General features: G+C 63.6%; 12 protein-coding genes. All 12 read right to left on the minus strand.

The genetic code is table 11. The features are described 5' to 3' along the window. Positions 1–112 precede the first annotated feature (112 nt). A complete protein-coding gene (gene alaS, locus AC1KVG_RS17385; protein ID WP_481095221.1) occupies positions 113–2761 on the minus strand; it encodes an alanine--tRNA ligase in 2649 nt (882 codons plus the stop codon). A gap of 100 nt (positions 2762–2861) precedes the next feature. Then, positions 2862–3350, minus strand: coding sequence for a recombination regulator RecX (gene recX, locus AC1KVG_RS17390; protein ID WP_023903754.1), 489 nt, complete (start codon positions 3348–3350; stop codon positions 2862–2864). 286 nt (positions 3351–3636) lie between these two features. Beyond that, a complete protein-coding gene (recA, locus tag AC1KVG_RS17395; protein WP_006453296.1) occupies positions 3637–4671 on the minus strand; it encodes a recombinase RecA in 1035 nt (344 codons plus the stop codon). A gap of 172 nt (positions 4672–4843) precedes the next feature. Beyond that, positions 4844–5485 carry a transcriptional repressor LexA gene (gene lexA / locus AC1KVG_RS17400; RefSeq protein WP_006453297.1) on the minus strand — a complete coding sequence of 214 codons (642 nt, stop codon included), beginning with the start codon at positions 5483–5485 and terminating at the stop codon, positions 4844–4846. 109 nt (positions 5486–5594) lie between these two features. Continuing rightward, positions 5595–7271 (minus strand): 2-polyprenylphenol 6-hydroxylase, encoded by a 1677-nt coding sequence (gene ubiB / locus AC1KVG_RS17405; protein ID WP_481095222.1) that lies wholly within the window; start codon positions 7269–7271, stop codon positions 5595–5597. A 431-nt stretch (positions 7272–7702) separates the two neighbouring features. Further along, positions 7703–10237, minus strand: a complete 2535-nt coding sequence (locus tag AC1KVG_RS17410) for a TonB-dependent receptor (RefSeq protein ID WP_481095223.1) — start codon at positions 10235–10237, stop codon at positions 7703–7705. A gap of 273 nt (positions 10238–10510) precedes the next feature. After that, positions 10511–11005, minus strand: a complete 495-nt coding sequence (locus AC1KVG_RS17415; RefSeq protein ID WP_023903749.1) for a CinA family protein — start codon at positions 11003–11005, stop codon at positions 10511–10513. A gap of 195 nt (positions 11006–11200) precedes the next feature. Continuing rightward, positions 11201–12520: a ribosome rescue GTPase HflX gene (gene hflX / locus AC1KVG_RS17420; RefSeq protein ID WP_023903748.1), complete on the minus strand. Its 1320-nt coding sequence runs from the start codon at positions 12518–12520 to the stop codon at positions 11201–11203. Positions 12521–12531: 11 nt separating this feature from the next. Beyond that, a complete protein-coding gene (gene hfq / locus AC1KVG_RS17425) occupies positions 12532–12810 on the minus strand; it encodes an RNA chaperone Hfq (RefSeq protein ID WP_043889764.1) in 279 nt (92 codons plus the stop codon). 77 nt (positions 12811–12887) lie between these two features. Further along, positions 12888–13871 (minus strand): tRNA (adenosine(37)-N6)-dimethylallyltransferase MiaA, encoded by a 984-nt coding sequence (gene miaA / locus AC1KVG_RS17430; RefSeq protein WP_481095224.1) that lies wholly within the window; start codon positions 13869–13871, stop codon positions 12888–12890. Beyond that, positions 13871–14773, minus strand: a complete 903-nt coding sequence (gene folP / locus AC1KVG_RS17435) for a dihydropteroate synthase (RefSeq protein WP_481095225.1) — start codon at positions 14771–14773, stop codon at positions 13871–13873. The genes miaA and folP overlap by 1 nt, the downstream gene beginning before the upstream one ends. A gap of 209 nt (positions 14774–14982) precedes the next feature. Continuing rightward, a complete protein-coding gene (gene ftsH / locus AC1KVG_RS17440) occupies positions 14983–16923 on the minus strand; it encodes an ATP-dependent zinc metalloprotease FtsH (RefSeq protein WP_006453305.1) in 1941 nt (646 codons plus the stop codon). Between the last annotated feature and the right edge of the window lie 33 nt (positions 16924–16956).

Raw genomic sequence — 16956 nt, forward strand, 5'->3', positions numbered from 1 at the left:
TTCCCACCAGCATCGACGGCCTCCTGATGAGACGCGTCTATAGGTAAAGGGAATAGACCGGAAATGGTAGCGGCAGATCCTGCCAGCCAGCAAGGCATGGCAGGACAAGTGTTCAGCCCAAGTGTTGCTTGACCCAGGAGTGCACGCCGTCAAGCGCGGTCGCAAGGGCGGGCCCGTCCTCGCCACCACCCTGGGCGAGATCCGGACGGCCACCGCCCTTGCCCCCGATCTGACTGGCGATATGGCCGAGGAGTTCCCCTGCCTTCACCTTACCAGTTGGGCTACCGTTCACGCCGGCTACAAGCGCGACCTTGCCGGCAGATGCGCCCGCTAGCACGATCACCGAATCGCCCAATTGCTGCTTCAGCCGATCCATCGCATCGCGCAGTGCCTTGGCGTCGAAGCCTTCCAGACGCACTGCGATGACCTTGACTCCGGCCACGTCGACAGCACTGGCGCCCAGATCTGCAGTCGCACCCGAGGCGAGCTTGGCCTTGAGCGACTCCAGCTCACGCTCCAGACGCTTCTGGCGCTCGGTGAGCGCGCGCACCTTGTCGACGACTTCAGTCGCATTGCCGCCGAGCAGATGAGCGGCCTCAAGCAGACGACGCTCTTCGTCGGCCACGTAGTCCAGCGCGCCCTGCCCGGTCACCGCTTCGATACGGCGCACGCCCGAAGACACACCACCCTCGGAGGTAATCTTGAACAGGCCGATATCGCCAGTGCGGGTGACGTGGGTGCCGCCGCAGAGTTCGGTCGAATACCCACCCATCTTCAGCACACGCACGTTCTCGCCGTACTTCTCGCCAAACAACGCCATCGCGCCGAAATCCAGCGCTTCCTGCATGGCCATGTTGTGCACCTCCACACTGTGGTTGGTGCGCACCTCGGCGTTGACCTTGCGTTCGATCACGGCGAGTTCTTCGGCAGTGATCGGCTGAAAATGCGAGAAGTCGAAACGCAGACGGTCCGGCGCGACCAACGATCCCTTTTGCTGGACGTGCGTGCCCAACACTTCGCGCAAGGCCGCATGCAGCAGATGCGTGGCCGAGTGATTGAGGATGGTCTTGCCGCGACGCTGCACGTCGATACCACCGGACAGCACATCGCCCAGCGCAAGCGCGCCTTCGGTGATGCGCCCCACATGACCATGGAACTGCCCCGCAAACTTCTGCGTGTCGGCAATGTCGATGGAGACACCGGTCCCGCTCAGTTGACCGCTATCGCCGACCTGACCACCGGACTCGGCATAGAACGGTGTGCGGTCGGTGAACACGATGACCTCGTCACCGGCGTCGGCGCGTTCGACCGGACGGCCCTGCTTGAGCAACGCAACGACCTTGAGCGCATCGGCGTCGTAGGCTTCGTAGCCCAAAAACACTGTCGGCGACATCGTAGCGACCAGATCGGCCGGCAATGCGACGCCACCACCGAACTTGCCTGCGGCACGCGCGGTTTCGCGCTGACGCTCCATGGCGAACTCGAAGCCCTCCATGTCCACACGCAAGCCGCGCTCGCGCGCGATGTCGGAGGTCAGATCGACCGGAAATCCGTAGGTGTCGAACAGACGGAATGCATCGGCACCGGGAATGACCTCCTGCGAGCGCGAAGCGACGTCGTCGAAGATCTTCATGCCGGCGTCCAGCGTTTCGGCAAAGCGCTCTTCCTCGGCCAGCAAGGCGCGCGCGACCGTCGCTTGAGCGACCACCAGCTCCGGATAGGCCTCACCCATCAGCTCGACCAGGGTCGGCACCATCTTGCTGAAGAACGGCTGGCGCACACCGAGCATCCAGCCATGGCGCAGCGCACGCCGGATGATCCGGCGCAACACATAGCCACGACCTTCATTGGAGGGCAGCACGCCATCGACGATCAGGAACGAACAGGCGCGGATGTGATCGGCGATCACCCGCAGCGACTTGTTTTCCAGATCGGCAACGCCGGTCAGCGCGCTGGCCTTGCCGATCAACGCCTGGAACACGTCGATTTCGTAATTGGTATGCACTTGCTGAAGGATCGCGGCGAGACGCTCCAGACCCATGCCGGTATCCACACACGGGGCCGGCAACGGAATCAAGGTGCCATCGGGCTGCCGATCGAACTGCATGAAGACCAGATTCCAGATCTCGATGAAGCGATCGCCATCCTCGTCCGGCGAACCTGGCGGACCACCGGCGATGTGATCGCCATGGTCGAAGAAGATCTCGGTGCACGGGCCGCATGGACCGGTATCGGCCATCTGCCAGAAATTGTCGGAGGCATATGGCGCCCCCTTGTTGTCGCCGATGCGCACGATGCGGCTTTCCGGGATGCCGATCATGTCGCGCCACAACGCGAAGGCTTCTTCGTCGGTGTGGTAGACCGTGACCAGCAGGCGGTCGGCCGGCAGCTTCCAGACCTGGGTCAGTAGCTCCCAGGCCCAACTGATGGCGTCCTTCTTGAAATAATCGCCGAACGACCAATTGCCGAGCATTTCGAAGAAGGTGTGGTGGCGCGCGGTATAGCCCACCGAATCCAGATCGTTGTGCTTGCCGCCGGCACGCAGGCAGCGCTGCACGTCGGCAGCACGCACATAGCTGCGCTTTTCCGCGCCGAGAAAGACGTCCTTGAATTGGACCATGCCCGAGTTGGTGAACAGCAAGGTCGGGTCGTTGCCCGGCACCAGCGGTGCGGACGGCACGATGGTGTGGCCCTTGCCTTCGAAGAAGGCGAGGAAGTCACTACGGATCTGGGAAGTGCTGTATTTGGCAGGTGCGTTCATGTGCTGGCATTGGGCGGGCGGCGGTCCCGGTCACCCAATGAATGTGGGCGCAGACGAGCGGAACAACCTTAAACCACAAAGGGTAGCAGGCCTGACGCCCTCAGTCCTCAAGGTCGAAGCGCGTGGCGCTACGAATGCTGTTGCCATCAAAACCACGCCGGGCCAACAGATCAGCGGCCTTGCGCCGCTGCGGCAGATCCACCGGGCCCTGCTCGCCGAACCGGCGACGGATCAGATCGCGTGCGTTTTCGGTCCAATCGCCTTCAAAGGTCGCCATTGCAGCACTGATGGCCTCGCTATCCAGGCCATGGGTTCCGAGTTCGGCGCGAATATGCAGTGGACCGTAGCCCGAGCCTGCACGATTACGAACGACCGACGCCGCAAACCGGGTGTCGTCCTGCCAGCCCTCACCAGCGAGACGCTCTACGGCAGCCTCGGCAGCTTCCGGCTCTATGCCGCGTGCCAACAGCTTGCGGTTCAATTCTTTGCGCGAATGCTCGCGACGCACCAGCAATCCGAGTGCGCGTTGGACCGGCGTCTGCTCCTTGAACCGGCGTCCCCGCTTTGGCGCGGGCTCTTGCTCGTCCATCGTGAGGTGTCCTGAATCACCAAATCACTGCTCAACCGATGCGCCGTCCATGGCGCCTGCCCTCCTGGCCTTCGATAGATCTACCGCGAAGCGCGGCGGCACTGACTCCACCGTCCCCGCGATAGAAAAAAAACTTTGGAGCGGCCATCAAAACCTGTTGCGCTGCTGTCAGGCAGGTGCGGCCAGCGTTAGAGACGAGCACCTACCACCCGTCGCCTGCGCTTCCTGCGTACCGCCCCACCTATCTGACAGCTATCCGCCAGGTTCTTCTGGCTGCTCTGATCGCTTATTCCTTCTCGGCGTCGTCGCCGGCTTCACGCGGCGCTTCGGCAGGTTGAAACTTCTCGCGCAGCTCGGCTTCCAGCTTGATCGCAACCTGCGGGTTGTCGCGCAGATAGGTACGCGCATTGTCCTTGCCCTGCCCGATGCGCTCTTCGCCGTAGCTGTACCAGGCGCCCGCCTTCTCGACCAGCTTGGCTTCCACGCCCATATCGATCAATTCGCCCTCGCGGCTGATGCCTTCGCCGTAGAGGATTTCAGTCACGACCTGCTTGAACGGAGGCGCCAGCTTGTTCTTGACCACCTTGATCTTGGTCTGATTGCCGATGATTTCATCGCCCTTCTTGATCGCGCCGATACGACGGATATCCAGACGCACCGAGGCGTAGAACTTCAGCGCATTGCCGCCGGTGGTCACTTCCGGACTCTGGCCCGGCATCATCACGCCGATCTTGTGGCGCAGCTGGTTGATGAAGACCACCAGGGTGTTGGAGCGCTTGATGTTGCCGGTCAGCTTGCGCAGCGCCTGGCTCATCAGACGTGCCTGCAGACCCGGCAACTGGTCGCCCATCTCGCCTTCGATTTCCGCCTTCGGGGTCAGCGCGGCGACCGAGTCGACCACCACGATGTCCACCGAGCTCGAACGTACCAGCATGTCGGCGATTTCCAGCGCCTGCTCGCCGGTATCGGGCTGCGACAGCAGCAGGTCGTCGACGTTGACGCCCAGCTTGGCGGCATAGATCGGGTCCAGCGCATGCTCGGCATCGATGAAGGCTGCGGTGCCGCCCTTCTTCTGGCATTCGGCGATCGCCTGCAGGGTCAGGGTGGTCTTGCCCGAGGCTTCCGGCCCGTAGATTTCGACCACGCGCCCCTTGGGCAGACCACCGATGCCGAGTGCGATATCCAGCATCAACGAACCGGTTGGAATGACTTCGACCGCCTCGATGGCGCGGTCGCCCATGCGCATGACCGAACCTTTGCCGAATTGCTTTTCGATCTGGCTCAGTGCTGCGGAAAGGGCGCGCTTTTTGTTCTCATCCATCTGGGTGATCCTTGTCAGTGATTTCGGTGTAGGGCAAATGTAGCGGTGGTGTATCGCACAGGCTGAGACTGGCGGCGACACACTCAGATTAGGGATGCGGGCAGTGCGGTGGCAGCGGGAAATCCTGCGGTGCCGGCTCGGGAAAAAGCCAGCACGCCCATCGGCGCACTGCTCAACGATTTGGCCTCAATAGCCCGCAATACAAGCCCTCGATCGCGAAATCCTGATCCGGCAACACTTCGATCGGCGCGTAGTCAGGGTTGCGCGGCAGCAGCCGAATACGGTCCTTCCCGATCTTCAGCAGTTTGACCGTGATCTCTTCATCGATCCGGGCGACCACGATCTGCCCCGAGCGCGCGTCACGGGTGCGATGCACACCGATCAGGTCGCCGTTGAAGATGCCTTCGTCGCGCATCGAATCGCCCTGCACTTTCAGCAGGTAGTCCGGCGAGGGCGAGAAGAACACCCGGTCCAGCACCACGAAGTCATCCGAGCCGATATCCGCGCCGATCGGCAGGCCCGCTGCAACGCGGCCCAGCACTGGCAGACGCAATACGTCATCGCGGACAGGCTCGCTGGCCGGTGGTGTGCGCGACTGTGTGCCCCGCCCGGCCAGGCGGATGCCACGCGCTTGACCGGGAACACGACGGATCGCACCCGCCTGTTCCAGCGCCTCCAGGTGGTACTGCGCTGCGCGCACGCCCTTGAAACCGAACGCACGCGCGATCTCGGTTTGCGAGGGCGGCACGCCATCGGCGTCGATGCGCTCGGCGATCAAGGCCAGGATTGCTTGCTGGGTATCGGTGAGTTCCATGGTTAGTAGTATTACTACTAACTGACGCCTGCGCAACTGTTGATTGCTACTTCAGCCGGCGATTCGACGAATGGGTTGCAGATAGCTGCATCGGAGCCGAACCGCTGCGCTAGCGCCGGCTGCGCCAGATCGAGAACAGGATCCAGATGCCGCACAGTGCCGCGCCGATGAACCCGCCGACACCCAACGCCAGCAGCCAGCGACTGGCACTGCCGCCGACGCTGTTCATGACGATCGACGAGCCAATCACCAACGCGGCGGTGACAATGCCCATGGTGAGCCGATTGGCGGCACGATCGACCTGCTCGCCAAACTCGCGCAACGCACGCGTTTCGACATGCAGTTGCAGCTTGCCGCGACGCGCGGCCTGCAGCAGCCGTTTAAGATCGCGCGGCAGATCGCCAAGTAGATCGATCGCCCCGGTCACGGTACGCCGGCTGCGCCGCAACATCGCGCTCGGTGCGTAACGCTGCAGCACCACGCGTTCAAGATACGGGCGCGCTTCGCTAGCCATATCGAAATCCGGGTCGAGCTGGCGGCCCATGCCTTCGAGCGTGAGAAACGCCTTGATCATCAGCGCCAGATCCGATGGCAACGTGAGCCCGTGATCGCGCAGGATGGACGTGACATCGCCAAGCATTGCGCCGATACGCAGTTCCTTCAACGGCACGCCACGATATTCGTCGACGAAGGCGCCGATGTCCTGCTGCAAGCGCGACTCATCCACATCCAGATTGGTGCCGGCCCATTCCAGCAGCACGTCGATGACCGCTTCGGCGTCGTAGCTCACCATGCCGTGCAGCAGTTGCGCGACCTGAAACCGGCGCTGCTCGGAGACGCGCCCGACCATGCCGAAGTCGATCACCGCAATGCGCCCGTCGCGCAGATAGAAAATGTTTCCCGGGTGCGGGTCGGCATGGAAGCAGCCATCCTGCAGCACCATCTTGAACACGATGCCGGCACCCGTGCGCGCGAGCGCCTTGCGGTCCAGGCCGGCCGCATCGACTGCGGCCAGATCGCGCCCGGGAATGCCGTCGATGAACTCCTGCACATTCAGCGATTCGCAGGTCCACTCCCAATACACCTTAGGCACCACGACATTGGGGTCGTTGGCGAAATTGGCGGCGATGCGTTCGGCATTGCGGCACTCGGCGGCGAAGTCGAGTTCGCGCCGCAGGGACAAGGTGAATTGCTGCACGACTTCGGCGGGGCGATAGCGCTTCAGGTCGGGGGCACGTGCTTCCACGATCTCCGCCAGCCGCGCGAGCAGGCGCAGATCCGCATCGATGGTGTCGCCGATACCGGGGCGACGGATCTTCAATACCACCGGTGTGCCATCGGCGAGCCAGGCCCGATGGGTCTGCGCCAGCGATGCGGCAGCCAACGGTTGCTCGTCAAGGCGCGCGAAGATGCTCTCCGGTTCCGCGCCCAGCGCTGCGACCAATTGCGGGCGGATCTGCTCGAACGGCAGCGCGGGAACTGCGTTTTGCAGCTCGCTCAACTCTTCGATCCACTCCTGCGGCAACAGGTCCACGCGTGTGGCCAGCACCTGCCCGAGCTTGACGAAGGTCGGCCCGAGTTCTTCCAGGGCGCGCCGCACGCGCATTGCGGCGGACATGCGCAAACGGCCCTCGGCGTTATGCCAGTGCAACAGCTTGCCGGCACGCTCGAGCACATCGGCCAAGCCAATGCGGCGCACCACATCGCCGAACCCATAACGAATCAGGACCGCGGCGATTTCCTGCAGACGTCCGAGGTCACGAACGGTGCCGAGCGCTTCCCACATCAGTGCACCGCCTGTGCGTGTGCGGCAGCCAGGTGCTGCACGCGTGCAGGAGGTGCGGCGCGTTGCAGGTCGTCGAAGATCGACCGCATCGGAGCTGTGTTCCGAGACGATCCCGGCGCCATGCAGGCACCTGCATCATCATGCACGCGTGGGGTCATCGAGTGACCGGCAGATGTGTATACAGGCGGTTGAAAATAGGCGCCCGGGCGATCCAGAGACGCGAGCCGTCTGCCAACTGCCTCTGGCATGGACGAAAACAACACAGGGGCGAAAATCAGATGCATCGGCACGCAGCTCAACAACGAGAGCTTGTTTGTAGCCGATCTGCATGACGATGTCGCGCCTCCCTCAACATCAGGCTTAGCCCACGTTAGATCGTGCTTGCTGTAACGCGTCCGTGTAACGCTGCCAGGAAGTCGGGCGAAACAGGCTCAATAACGCAGCCGCAGCGTCACCCCATACGTGCGCGGCGCACCCAGAAACGCATTCCACGAACCAGCCTGGAGCGGCGCGTCGATGACGATCTGCCGATAGGTTTCATTGCCGAGATTTTCTGCCCATGCTTCCAGCAACCAGTGCTTATCGTTGGCGCCGATGCCGAAGCGCGCATTGAGCAAGGTGTAGCCCGGTTGCGATTTTTGCGGATCCAGATCCGAGCCTGCGTTGTATTCGGAGCTGTACTTGGCGCCAACGTTGAAACGGCCCGTGAGCCGATTGCCAAGCGCGCGTTCGTAGGTCACCGATAGATTGGCCGACCAGCGCGGCGCAAAACTCAAACGGCTGCCCGGCAGCAGCGCCAGATCCGCATCCGGTAAGAGATCGTCGCCATAGCGGGTGTCGGTATAGCTTAGCCCGCCTTGCAGCATCAGGCCGGGCACTGCGCCCTGCCACAGGATTTCGGTATCGATGCCGCGCGACACAACGGTGGGAATGGCACGCACCACAAAGCTGGTCCCCAGAAAGTTGTTGAGCTGAAAATCGCTGAAATCCTGATAGAACAGCGCTGCATTCAACAGCAGGTTGCCACCGAGCCAGGTGCTCTTGGCGCCGAGCTCGTAGCTGTCGACGAACTCGCCCGGGAACGCGGTGTCATCCACCGGCAGGATGCCCTGCACGCCGCTGGACAGGCCATCGGAGGACTGCACGCGATCCAGATTGAAACCGCCTGCCTTGTAGCCACGCGCCGCCGACACATACGTCATCAGCGCATCGTTCCAGCGATACGCCAGCTTGGCGGTACCGGACCACTCGCGCTCGGTGCGTTGCTGCTCGGTCCGACGACCATCATGGGCAACATTGGCCCAAGGCAGACAGGTGAAACCGATCACTTGCGGTGCGATCGACGGCACCGCAGATGCGGGCACACCACGCGCCACCAGCGCCGCACCGATCCGCCGCAACGCAGCCGGATCGACCTGGCCGCTAGGCGCGAAATAACTGGCACATGCCGGGCTTCCATCGGGATTCTGAAATGCCGATCGCAGCGTTTTGTTCTCGTAGGTGTAGCGCAACCCCACCACGACATCCAGCGCGTCGGTGGCGTGCCAGGTGTTGTTGGTGAACAGCGCGGCGCTGGTGCCATCCTGCCGAAAGCGGTCCTGGCTACCCTGGCCGCGGAACAGCGTGCCGGCCGGCAAGCCGGTGGCGTCGGCGAGAAAACGCGTCGCATCCGCACGTGCGGCCAACGCAGGATTGACGCGTGCAAGCAGCACGCTCGACAGATACGGCTCGTACGCACTGCCGAAGCGATAGGACTCGTTGCGATGCAGGGTTTCGTCTGCGTAAAACGCGCCGACCATCCAATCGAGACGCTCACTCGATCCAGCCAGGCGCAGTTCCTGACTGAAGGTCTTGAACCTGGTCAGCATCTCGTCTTCGCGCGGAGCGCGATAGAGAATGTCTGCAGCGCCGTAATCGAAATCCAGGCCGTTGACGGATTTCCAGTCGCGCACTGCGGTGATCGAAGTCAGCACCGCCTCGCTCAACCACGGGGTGGTCCAGTCCACCTGTGCCGAGATGCCCTTGTCCTGAATCTCCTGCGCGGTGCTGCGATTGCTGTAGGCACGCCTGCTCTGCGGGTCGGCACGCGCATTGGTGCCCTGCCCGCCCGGCGTCAGCGCATCGATCAGCGCAGCGGTCGGCCCGCGCTCGGTGGTCACGGTGACGCAGCAATTTTCCTGGCGGCTGGTGACGTCGGCCGCCAGATTGATGTCCAGATCGTCGGTGGGCTCCCAAAGAAGCTGCACGCGCGCGGTGCGCAGATTCTGGTCGCCATCGTCGGTGGCGGTGCGCGGGCCAGCGCCGGTGACCACCTGCTCGAATCCATCGCGACGCCGTCTGGCGGCATACACGCGTAATGCGCTAGTGTCGCCCAGCGCATCGTTGAAGGCGGCGGCAATCCCGAGCGCGCCAAAGTTGCCCGCGGTGATTTCGGCATCGGCACTGCGGGTAAAACTGGGCCGGCGCGTGACCACGTTGATGACACCGGCCGAGGTGTTCTTGCCGAAGACAGTGCCTTGCGGGCCTTTCAACACTTCGATGCGCTCAAGCTCTCCCAGGTCGGCAAAGCTCACGCCGTTGCGCGCGCGGGCCACGCCATCGATGACCACACCCACCGAGGATTCGAGCCCGGCATTGTCGCCAACCGTGCCGATGCCGCGAATGCGCGCGGTGGTTTGCGCTGCACTTTGACTGCTGGTCACGATCAAGCCGGGCACCAGCATCTGCAGCTCCTTGATGTCGTGCACGCCGCTGTCCTGCAGCAGCTGCTCGGGAAGCACCGAAAGCACCACCGGCACGTTCTGCAGCGATTCCTCGCGCTTTTGTGCAGTGACCTTGAGCGCTGCCAGCGTTGCCGGCTTCTTTGGATCTGGCTGCGCTGTTGTCTGTGCACACAGCGGCGATACCTGCATGCCCGCAAAAAGTGCGAGCGCAAGCGTGGTGCCACGTTGCTGATCCATACCCATGTTTATCCCCCGACAAAGCGCGCAGGCGATGCAGTACGGCGAGCGCCGCAGTTCGCGTGGCTTCACACCTTACCGGGTTAACGAGACTGAGCAACGCAGGTAACCGAACACGCGGAGCGTGTGACGAATGCGGCTATCGTTCGATACGCATTGGAGCCATGCGTTAAAACAATGCCACGCATCGTCAGGCGAGAATCGCGGCGTTGGCAATCACACTTGTGCGACACATCAGACAGCTAATGCACCAGAGCGGCTGGCGCGCAGATCACACACCTATAGCAATGCGCTCAAACCGCGCAGCGCCGCAACCACGGTTTGCCGACGCACTGCATCGCGATCGCCGTTGAACTGGAACAGCTGCGCAGTGGCATAACCGCCACGACGCTTCCAGCCGATCCATACCGTGCCGACCGGCTTGTCCTCGCTGCCGCCACCCGGCCCGGCAATGCCGGTCACCGCCACGGCGATGCTGGCGCCGGAATTGACCAGCGCACCGGAGACCATCTCGATCACCGTTTCGCGGCTAACCGCACCATGCACTTCCAGCGTATGCGGCCGCACGCCGAGCAATGCCTGCTTGGCCTCGTAGCTGTAGGCGGCCATGCCGCAATCGAACCAGTGCGAAGAGCCCGCCACATCGGTCACCGCCTTGGCGATCCAGCCGCCGGTGCAACTCTCGGCGGTGACCAGGCGCTCGCGCGCGGCAAGCAGTTGCTGACCAAGGGTTTCGGCCAACTGCTGCAGTTCGAAATCGGCGGACATGGACATAGGCAAGGGAATAAAGAGGCAGCGAACGTTTTAGCCCAATTCGTCCCATCTGTCTGCGGCGGCTGCAGAAACGGGACAGCCACGGCGTGGCAGAGGTTCAGTGGCGATATGCGCAAGGCAGGCGTACTGCTCGGCCCGCGCTGGATCGACTCGGGCGTTGTGCACAGTCGAGCCAACCCGACTGTGCAGTGCCGATCACGATTCCCAGTCTTCGCGGCGATCGGGCAGCATCGCGCGCAGCGGTGCGCCGTCTTCGCTGGCGGCGAGCCGCTCGGCTTCGACCATCGGCAGATCGACGTCCAGCAACCAGCCATCCTCGTCGGATTGCTCGTTACGCACCACTTCCAGCTGATGCAGCTTGGAACGCAAGCGCCCCGCCGACGGCGGCAGCCGCAGCTGTCCGGTCAGATGACGCAGATCCAGCCGCTGGCCGAGTGCGTGTTGCAACTCTTCCAACCCGCGTCCATCGCGCGCAGAGACCCACACGCGTTCGCGCCGCGCCTGGTCGGGGATGCCGTCCTGTGCATCGTGACGCACTTGCGCGCCCTCGATCTTGTCGATCTTGTTGAACACCAGCAGCTGCGGCAGATCGCCCGCGCCGACGGCATGCAACACCTCATCGACCTGGCGGATGCGTTCTTCGCGCAACGGGTCGGCCGCATCGACGATGTGCAACAGCAGATCGGCGTCGCGTGCTTCGGACAGGGTCGAGCGGAACGCGGCGACCAGTTGGTGCGGCAGATCGCGTACGAAGCCGACCGTATCGGCCAGAATCGCGCTACCGCCCGGCAATGCGATGCGGCGCACGGTGGGATCGAGCGTGGCGAACAATTGGTCAGCCACGTAGGCCTCGGCACCGGTCAACGCATTGAACAGCGTCGATTTGCCTGCGTTGGTGTAGCCGACCAATGCAATGCGCGGCAGTTCGCTGCGCATGCGCGCGCGGCGCATCTGGGTGCGCTGCACCTCGACTTTCTCCAGCCGCTGCTGCAACTGCTCCACCCGCTTCTGCAGCAGGCGGCGGTCGGTTTCCAGCTGTGTTTCGCCGGGGCCGCGCAGGCCGATCGCACCGCCGCGCTGGCGCTCCAGGTGGGTCCAGCCGCGCACCAGCCGGGTGGCCATGTGCCGCAACTGTGCCAGTTCGACCTGCAGCTTGCCTTCATGGCTGCGCGCGCGTTGCGCGAAGATGTCCAGGATCAGCCCGGTGCGGTCGATCACGCGCCGCTCCAGATAGCGCTCCAGATTGCGCTCCTGACCCGGCGACAAGGTGTGGTTGACCAGCACCAGATCCGCGCCGGTGGCTTCGGCAGCCGCCTTGACCTCTTCCAGCTTGCCGCTGCCGATCAGGGTCGATGGGCTCGGTTTGTCGATGCGCGCGGTGAGCGTGGCCGCGATCGTGGCGCCCGCCGACTTTGCAAGGTCGGCGAACTCCTCCAGCACATCCTCCTCGGCAGGCCCACCGGAGTGGGTCTGAATCAACAGCGCATGTTCACCCTTACGTGAGCGATCAAACACGCACTACTCCATTACTGCTCGACGTCGTCATCTTCCGCCTGGTTGCCTTCATTGGGTTGCACATAACCACCGCCCGGTCCCACGCGCACATTGCGCGCCGGCACAACCGTGGAGATGGCGTGCTTGTAAACCATCTGACTCACGGTGTTGCGCAGTAGCACCACGAACTGGTCGAACGACTCGATCGTGCCCTGCAGCTTGATGCCGTTGACCAGATACACAGAGACCGGCACCCGCTCGCGCCGCAGCGCGTTGAGGAATGGATCCTGTAAAGATTGCCCCTTAGCCATCGAAAACTCCTCTTCATTATTGTTCTTATTGTCCCGGTCGACACCTGCCATCCCCAGCCGGCCCCGGAAACGGGATGTTACACGCCTGAAGCCTGCGGCACAGCGGGACGATGAGCGAGGAAGCCGACAAGTGCGGCTTCCAATTGATGGCGGTCACGCTCCGGATCGAACCAGCGCGCGTCGAGCTCGCCACGCAGCCAGGTGAGTTGCCGTTTGGCCAGTTGACGCGTCGCATGGATCGCTTTTTCGCGGAACTGCGCCAGGCTGCCGGCACCATCCAGATACTCCCAGGCCTGGCGATAACCGACCGCGCGGATCGCAGGCAGATCCAGCGGCGCGGCAACCGCGCGCAGTGGCGGCAGCGCGCGCAGACGCTCCACTTCGGCCAGAAAATCCTGCGCCAGCATGGCATCCAGTCGCTGTTCGATCCGCGCATGCAGCACGGCGCGCTCACGCGGCGCCAGCACCACTTTCAACACCCGCACCGGCAGGCGCGGGCCTGGCGGTAGCGCCTGCCAATAGCTGATCGGCCTGCCGCTGATGCGGTAGACCTCCAACGCCCGCTGGATACGCTGCGGATCGGTGCTGTGGATACGCGCAGCCGCGACCGGATCGACCTGCGCCAGTTGTGCATGCAGCGCGGCCCAGCCGAGTTGTTCGGCTTCGACTGCGATCGTCAAGCGAACCTGCGGATCGGCTTCGGGCAGCTGCGACAGCCCTTCCAGTAAGGCGCGAAAATACAGTCCGGTGCCGCCGGCGAGAATCGGCAGCTTGCCGCGCGCCACAATCTGGTCGATCGCCTGCCGCGCATCGCTAGCGAACTCCGCCGCCGAATAGATCTGCCAGGGATCGCGCAGATCGAGCAGATGATGCGGCACGGCTGCACGCATGGCGGCATCCGGCTTGGCCGCGCCGATCTCCAGCCCGCGATACACCAGTGCCGAATCGACGCTGACAATCTCGCCATTCCAGCGCTGCGCCGCTTCCAGTGCCAGCGCGGTCTTGCCGCTGGCGGTCGGGCCCATCAACGCGATCGCGAGCGGGCGTCGGTCGGCCGGCATCAGTCCTCGTCCGGCCAACGGATGGTCGGTACCGCAGGCGCACTCACACGCGGCACGGGAATTGCCGACATCGCACTCCACACCTTCAAGGCATCCACGGTCGCGGCCACATCGTGCACGCGCAGCAACAGGGCGCCGTGCTGCGCGGCAATCAGGTGCGCGGCCACCGAGCCATGCACACGCTCGGCCGCACGTTCGCGGCCGGTCAACTCGCCGATGCTGCGCTTGCGCGATAGCCCTGCCAGCACCGGCAAGCCGAATTCCTGCAGGCGCTGCAGCTGCGCCAGCACAGTCAGGTTGTGCGTGGTGGTCTTGTCGAAGCCGAAGCCGGGGTCGAGGATCAACCGGCGTTTGTCGATGCCGGCCATTTCGGCGGCGAAGATGCGCTCGGCCAGAAAGCGGTGCACCTCGGCCACCACGTCGTCGTAGTGCGGCGCGTCCTGCATGGCATGCGGTGCGCTGCGTGCGTGCATCAGTACCACCGGCACGCGCAATTCCGATGCAGCATCCAACGCGCCCGGCGAACGCAGCGCATAGACATCGTTGATCATGCCGGCGCCGGCCGCGACGGCCGCGCGCATCACCTCCGGTTTGAAGGTATCCACACTGATCGGCACGCTGGTTTGACGCGCCAATGCGTCGATCACCGGAATCACGCGCTGCAGTTCTTCTTCCAGCGCGACCGGGGTCGCGCCAGGGCGGGTGGATTCGCCACCGATATCCAGCACCGCAGCGCCCTCCTCGACCAGACGCAGGCCGTGTGCGATGGCGGCCTCGCAGGTGGCGTGCTGGCCACCGTCGGAAAACGAATCGGGCGTGACATTGACGATGCCCATCAACTGCGGCGCATCCAGTCGCAGGATGCGACCGGCGCAATCCAGCTTGAGGGCGGTGTCGAACATCGTGGGGTTCTCCTGCAGGGGTTGCGATGGGTGGCGACCGATGCGCGCTGCCGTGGCGCGCGTGTTTTGCGATCTGCCGAATGAATTATCAACCGAGGCCGCGAAATGACCGAAGCCGGGAGCTGCGTTGGTCAGCGTCCAAACGCATCAAGGCCGGGAATCGCTCCCCGGCCTTGATGGATGCTGCTGCAGCTGACCGATGCGTAGCGTTACAGCTGCTCGGCTGGCCCGGCAATCGGCGGCAACGGACGCGGGCTGCCCTTGTCGTTGTTGTTGCCACCGTCCTTGTCGGACTTGGCCCAACCGGCCGGCGGCGGCGGCTCGCGGCCTTCCATGATGGCGTCGATCTGCGGCACGTCGATGGTTTCGTACTGCAGCAACAATTGCGACATCGCGTGCAGCTTGTCCAGGTTCTCGGTGAGGATCGCCTTGGTCTTGCTGTAGGCCTTGTCCAGGATCGAGCGCACCACTTCGTCGATCATGCGCGCGGTTTCGTCGGAGACATTCTTGTGCTGGGTCACCGAACGGCCCAGGAACACCTCGTCTTCTTCCTCGCCGTAGGCCACCGGGCCGAGTTCGTCGGACAAGCCCCACTTGGTGACCATGTTGCGCGCCATCTTGGTCGCACGCTCGATGTCGTTGGAGGCACCGGTGGTGACCTTGTCGCCACCGAAGATCAACTCCTCGGCAACACGGCCGCCATACAGCGAGCACAGCTGGGATTCGATCGCCACCCGGTTCATCGAGTAACGGTCGCCTTCCGGCAGATACATCGTCACGCCGAGGGCGCGACCACGCGGAATGATGGTGACCTTGTAGACCGGGTCATGCTCCGGCACCAGACGGCCGACGATGGCATGGCCAGCTTCGTGGTACGCGGTCAGCGTCTTCTCGTCCTCGCTCATGGCCATCGAGCGACGCTCGGCACCCATCAGGATCTTGTCGCGGGCACGGTCGAAGTGGTCCATGCGGACTTCCTTCTCGCTACCGCGCGCCGCAAACAACGCCGCTTCATTACACAGGTTGGCCAGATCGGCACCCGAGAAACCCGGGGTACCGCGGGCGATCACCATCGGCACCACGTCGTCGGCCAATGGCAGCTTGCGCATGTGCACACGCAGGATCTGCTCGCGACCCTTGACGTCCGGCAACCCGACCACGACCTGGCGATCGAAACGGCCCGGACGCAGCAGCGCCGGATCCAGCACGTCGGGACGGTTGGTGGCCGCGATCACGATCACGCCTTCGCCGCCTTCAAAGCCGTCCATTTCGACCAGCAGCTGGTTCAAGGTCTGCTCGCGCTCGTCATGCCCGCCGCCGAGGCCGGCGCCGCGATGACGGCCCACCGCATCGATTTCGTCGATGAAGATGATGCACGGCGCGTGCTTCTTGGCCTGCTCGAACATGTCGCGCACACGGCTCGCACCGACGCCGACGAACATTTCGACAAAGTCCGAACCGGAGATGCTGAAGAAAGGCACCTTGGCTTCGCCAGCGATGGCGCGGGCCAGCAGCGTCTTACCGGTACCCGGCGGGCCGACCATCAACACGCCGCGCGGAATCTTGCCGCCCAACTTGGTGAACTTGGTCGGGTCGCGCAGGAAGTCGACCAGCTCGCTGACTTCTTCCTTGGCCTCGTCGCAACCGGCAACGTCGGCAAAGGTGATCTTGACCTGGTCCTCGCCCTGCAACTTGGCGCGTGACTTGCCGAAGCTCATCGCACCCTTGGCACCGCCGCCACCGCCTTGCATCTGGCGCATGATGAACAGCCAGAAGCCGATGATCAGGATAACCGGCAGGAAGTTGAGCACCAACGACCAGAAACCAGGGCCGGTGGAGGGCTTCTGGCGGGTCATTTCGATGTTCTTGCTGTACAGCACGTCGACCAGCTTGTCGTCGCGCGGACCGTACACGGTGGCTTCGCTGCCGTCGGTGCGCTTGAAGCGGATCGCGTTGACGGCCAGGTTGGTCTCATCGGTGTAGTCCACCGACTTGACGCGACCGGAGTCCACTTCCTTCAGGAACTGGGTGTAGGTGATCGAGTCGGGGCCGACGCCGCCTGCCATCCGCGGCGAGAAGCTCTGGAAGACGACCATCAGCACAACCGCGACGACCACCCACAGCAGCAGATTCTTGGTCAAGTCGTTCATCCTCATTGGCTCCGGTGCCCTCTACTCATCAAA

It is taken from the genome of Xanthomonas sp. NCPPB 3959, from assembly GCF_056675575.1.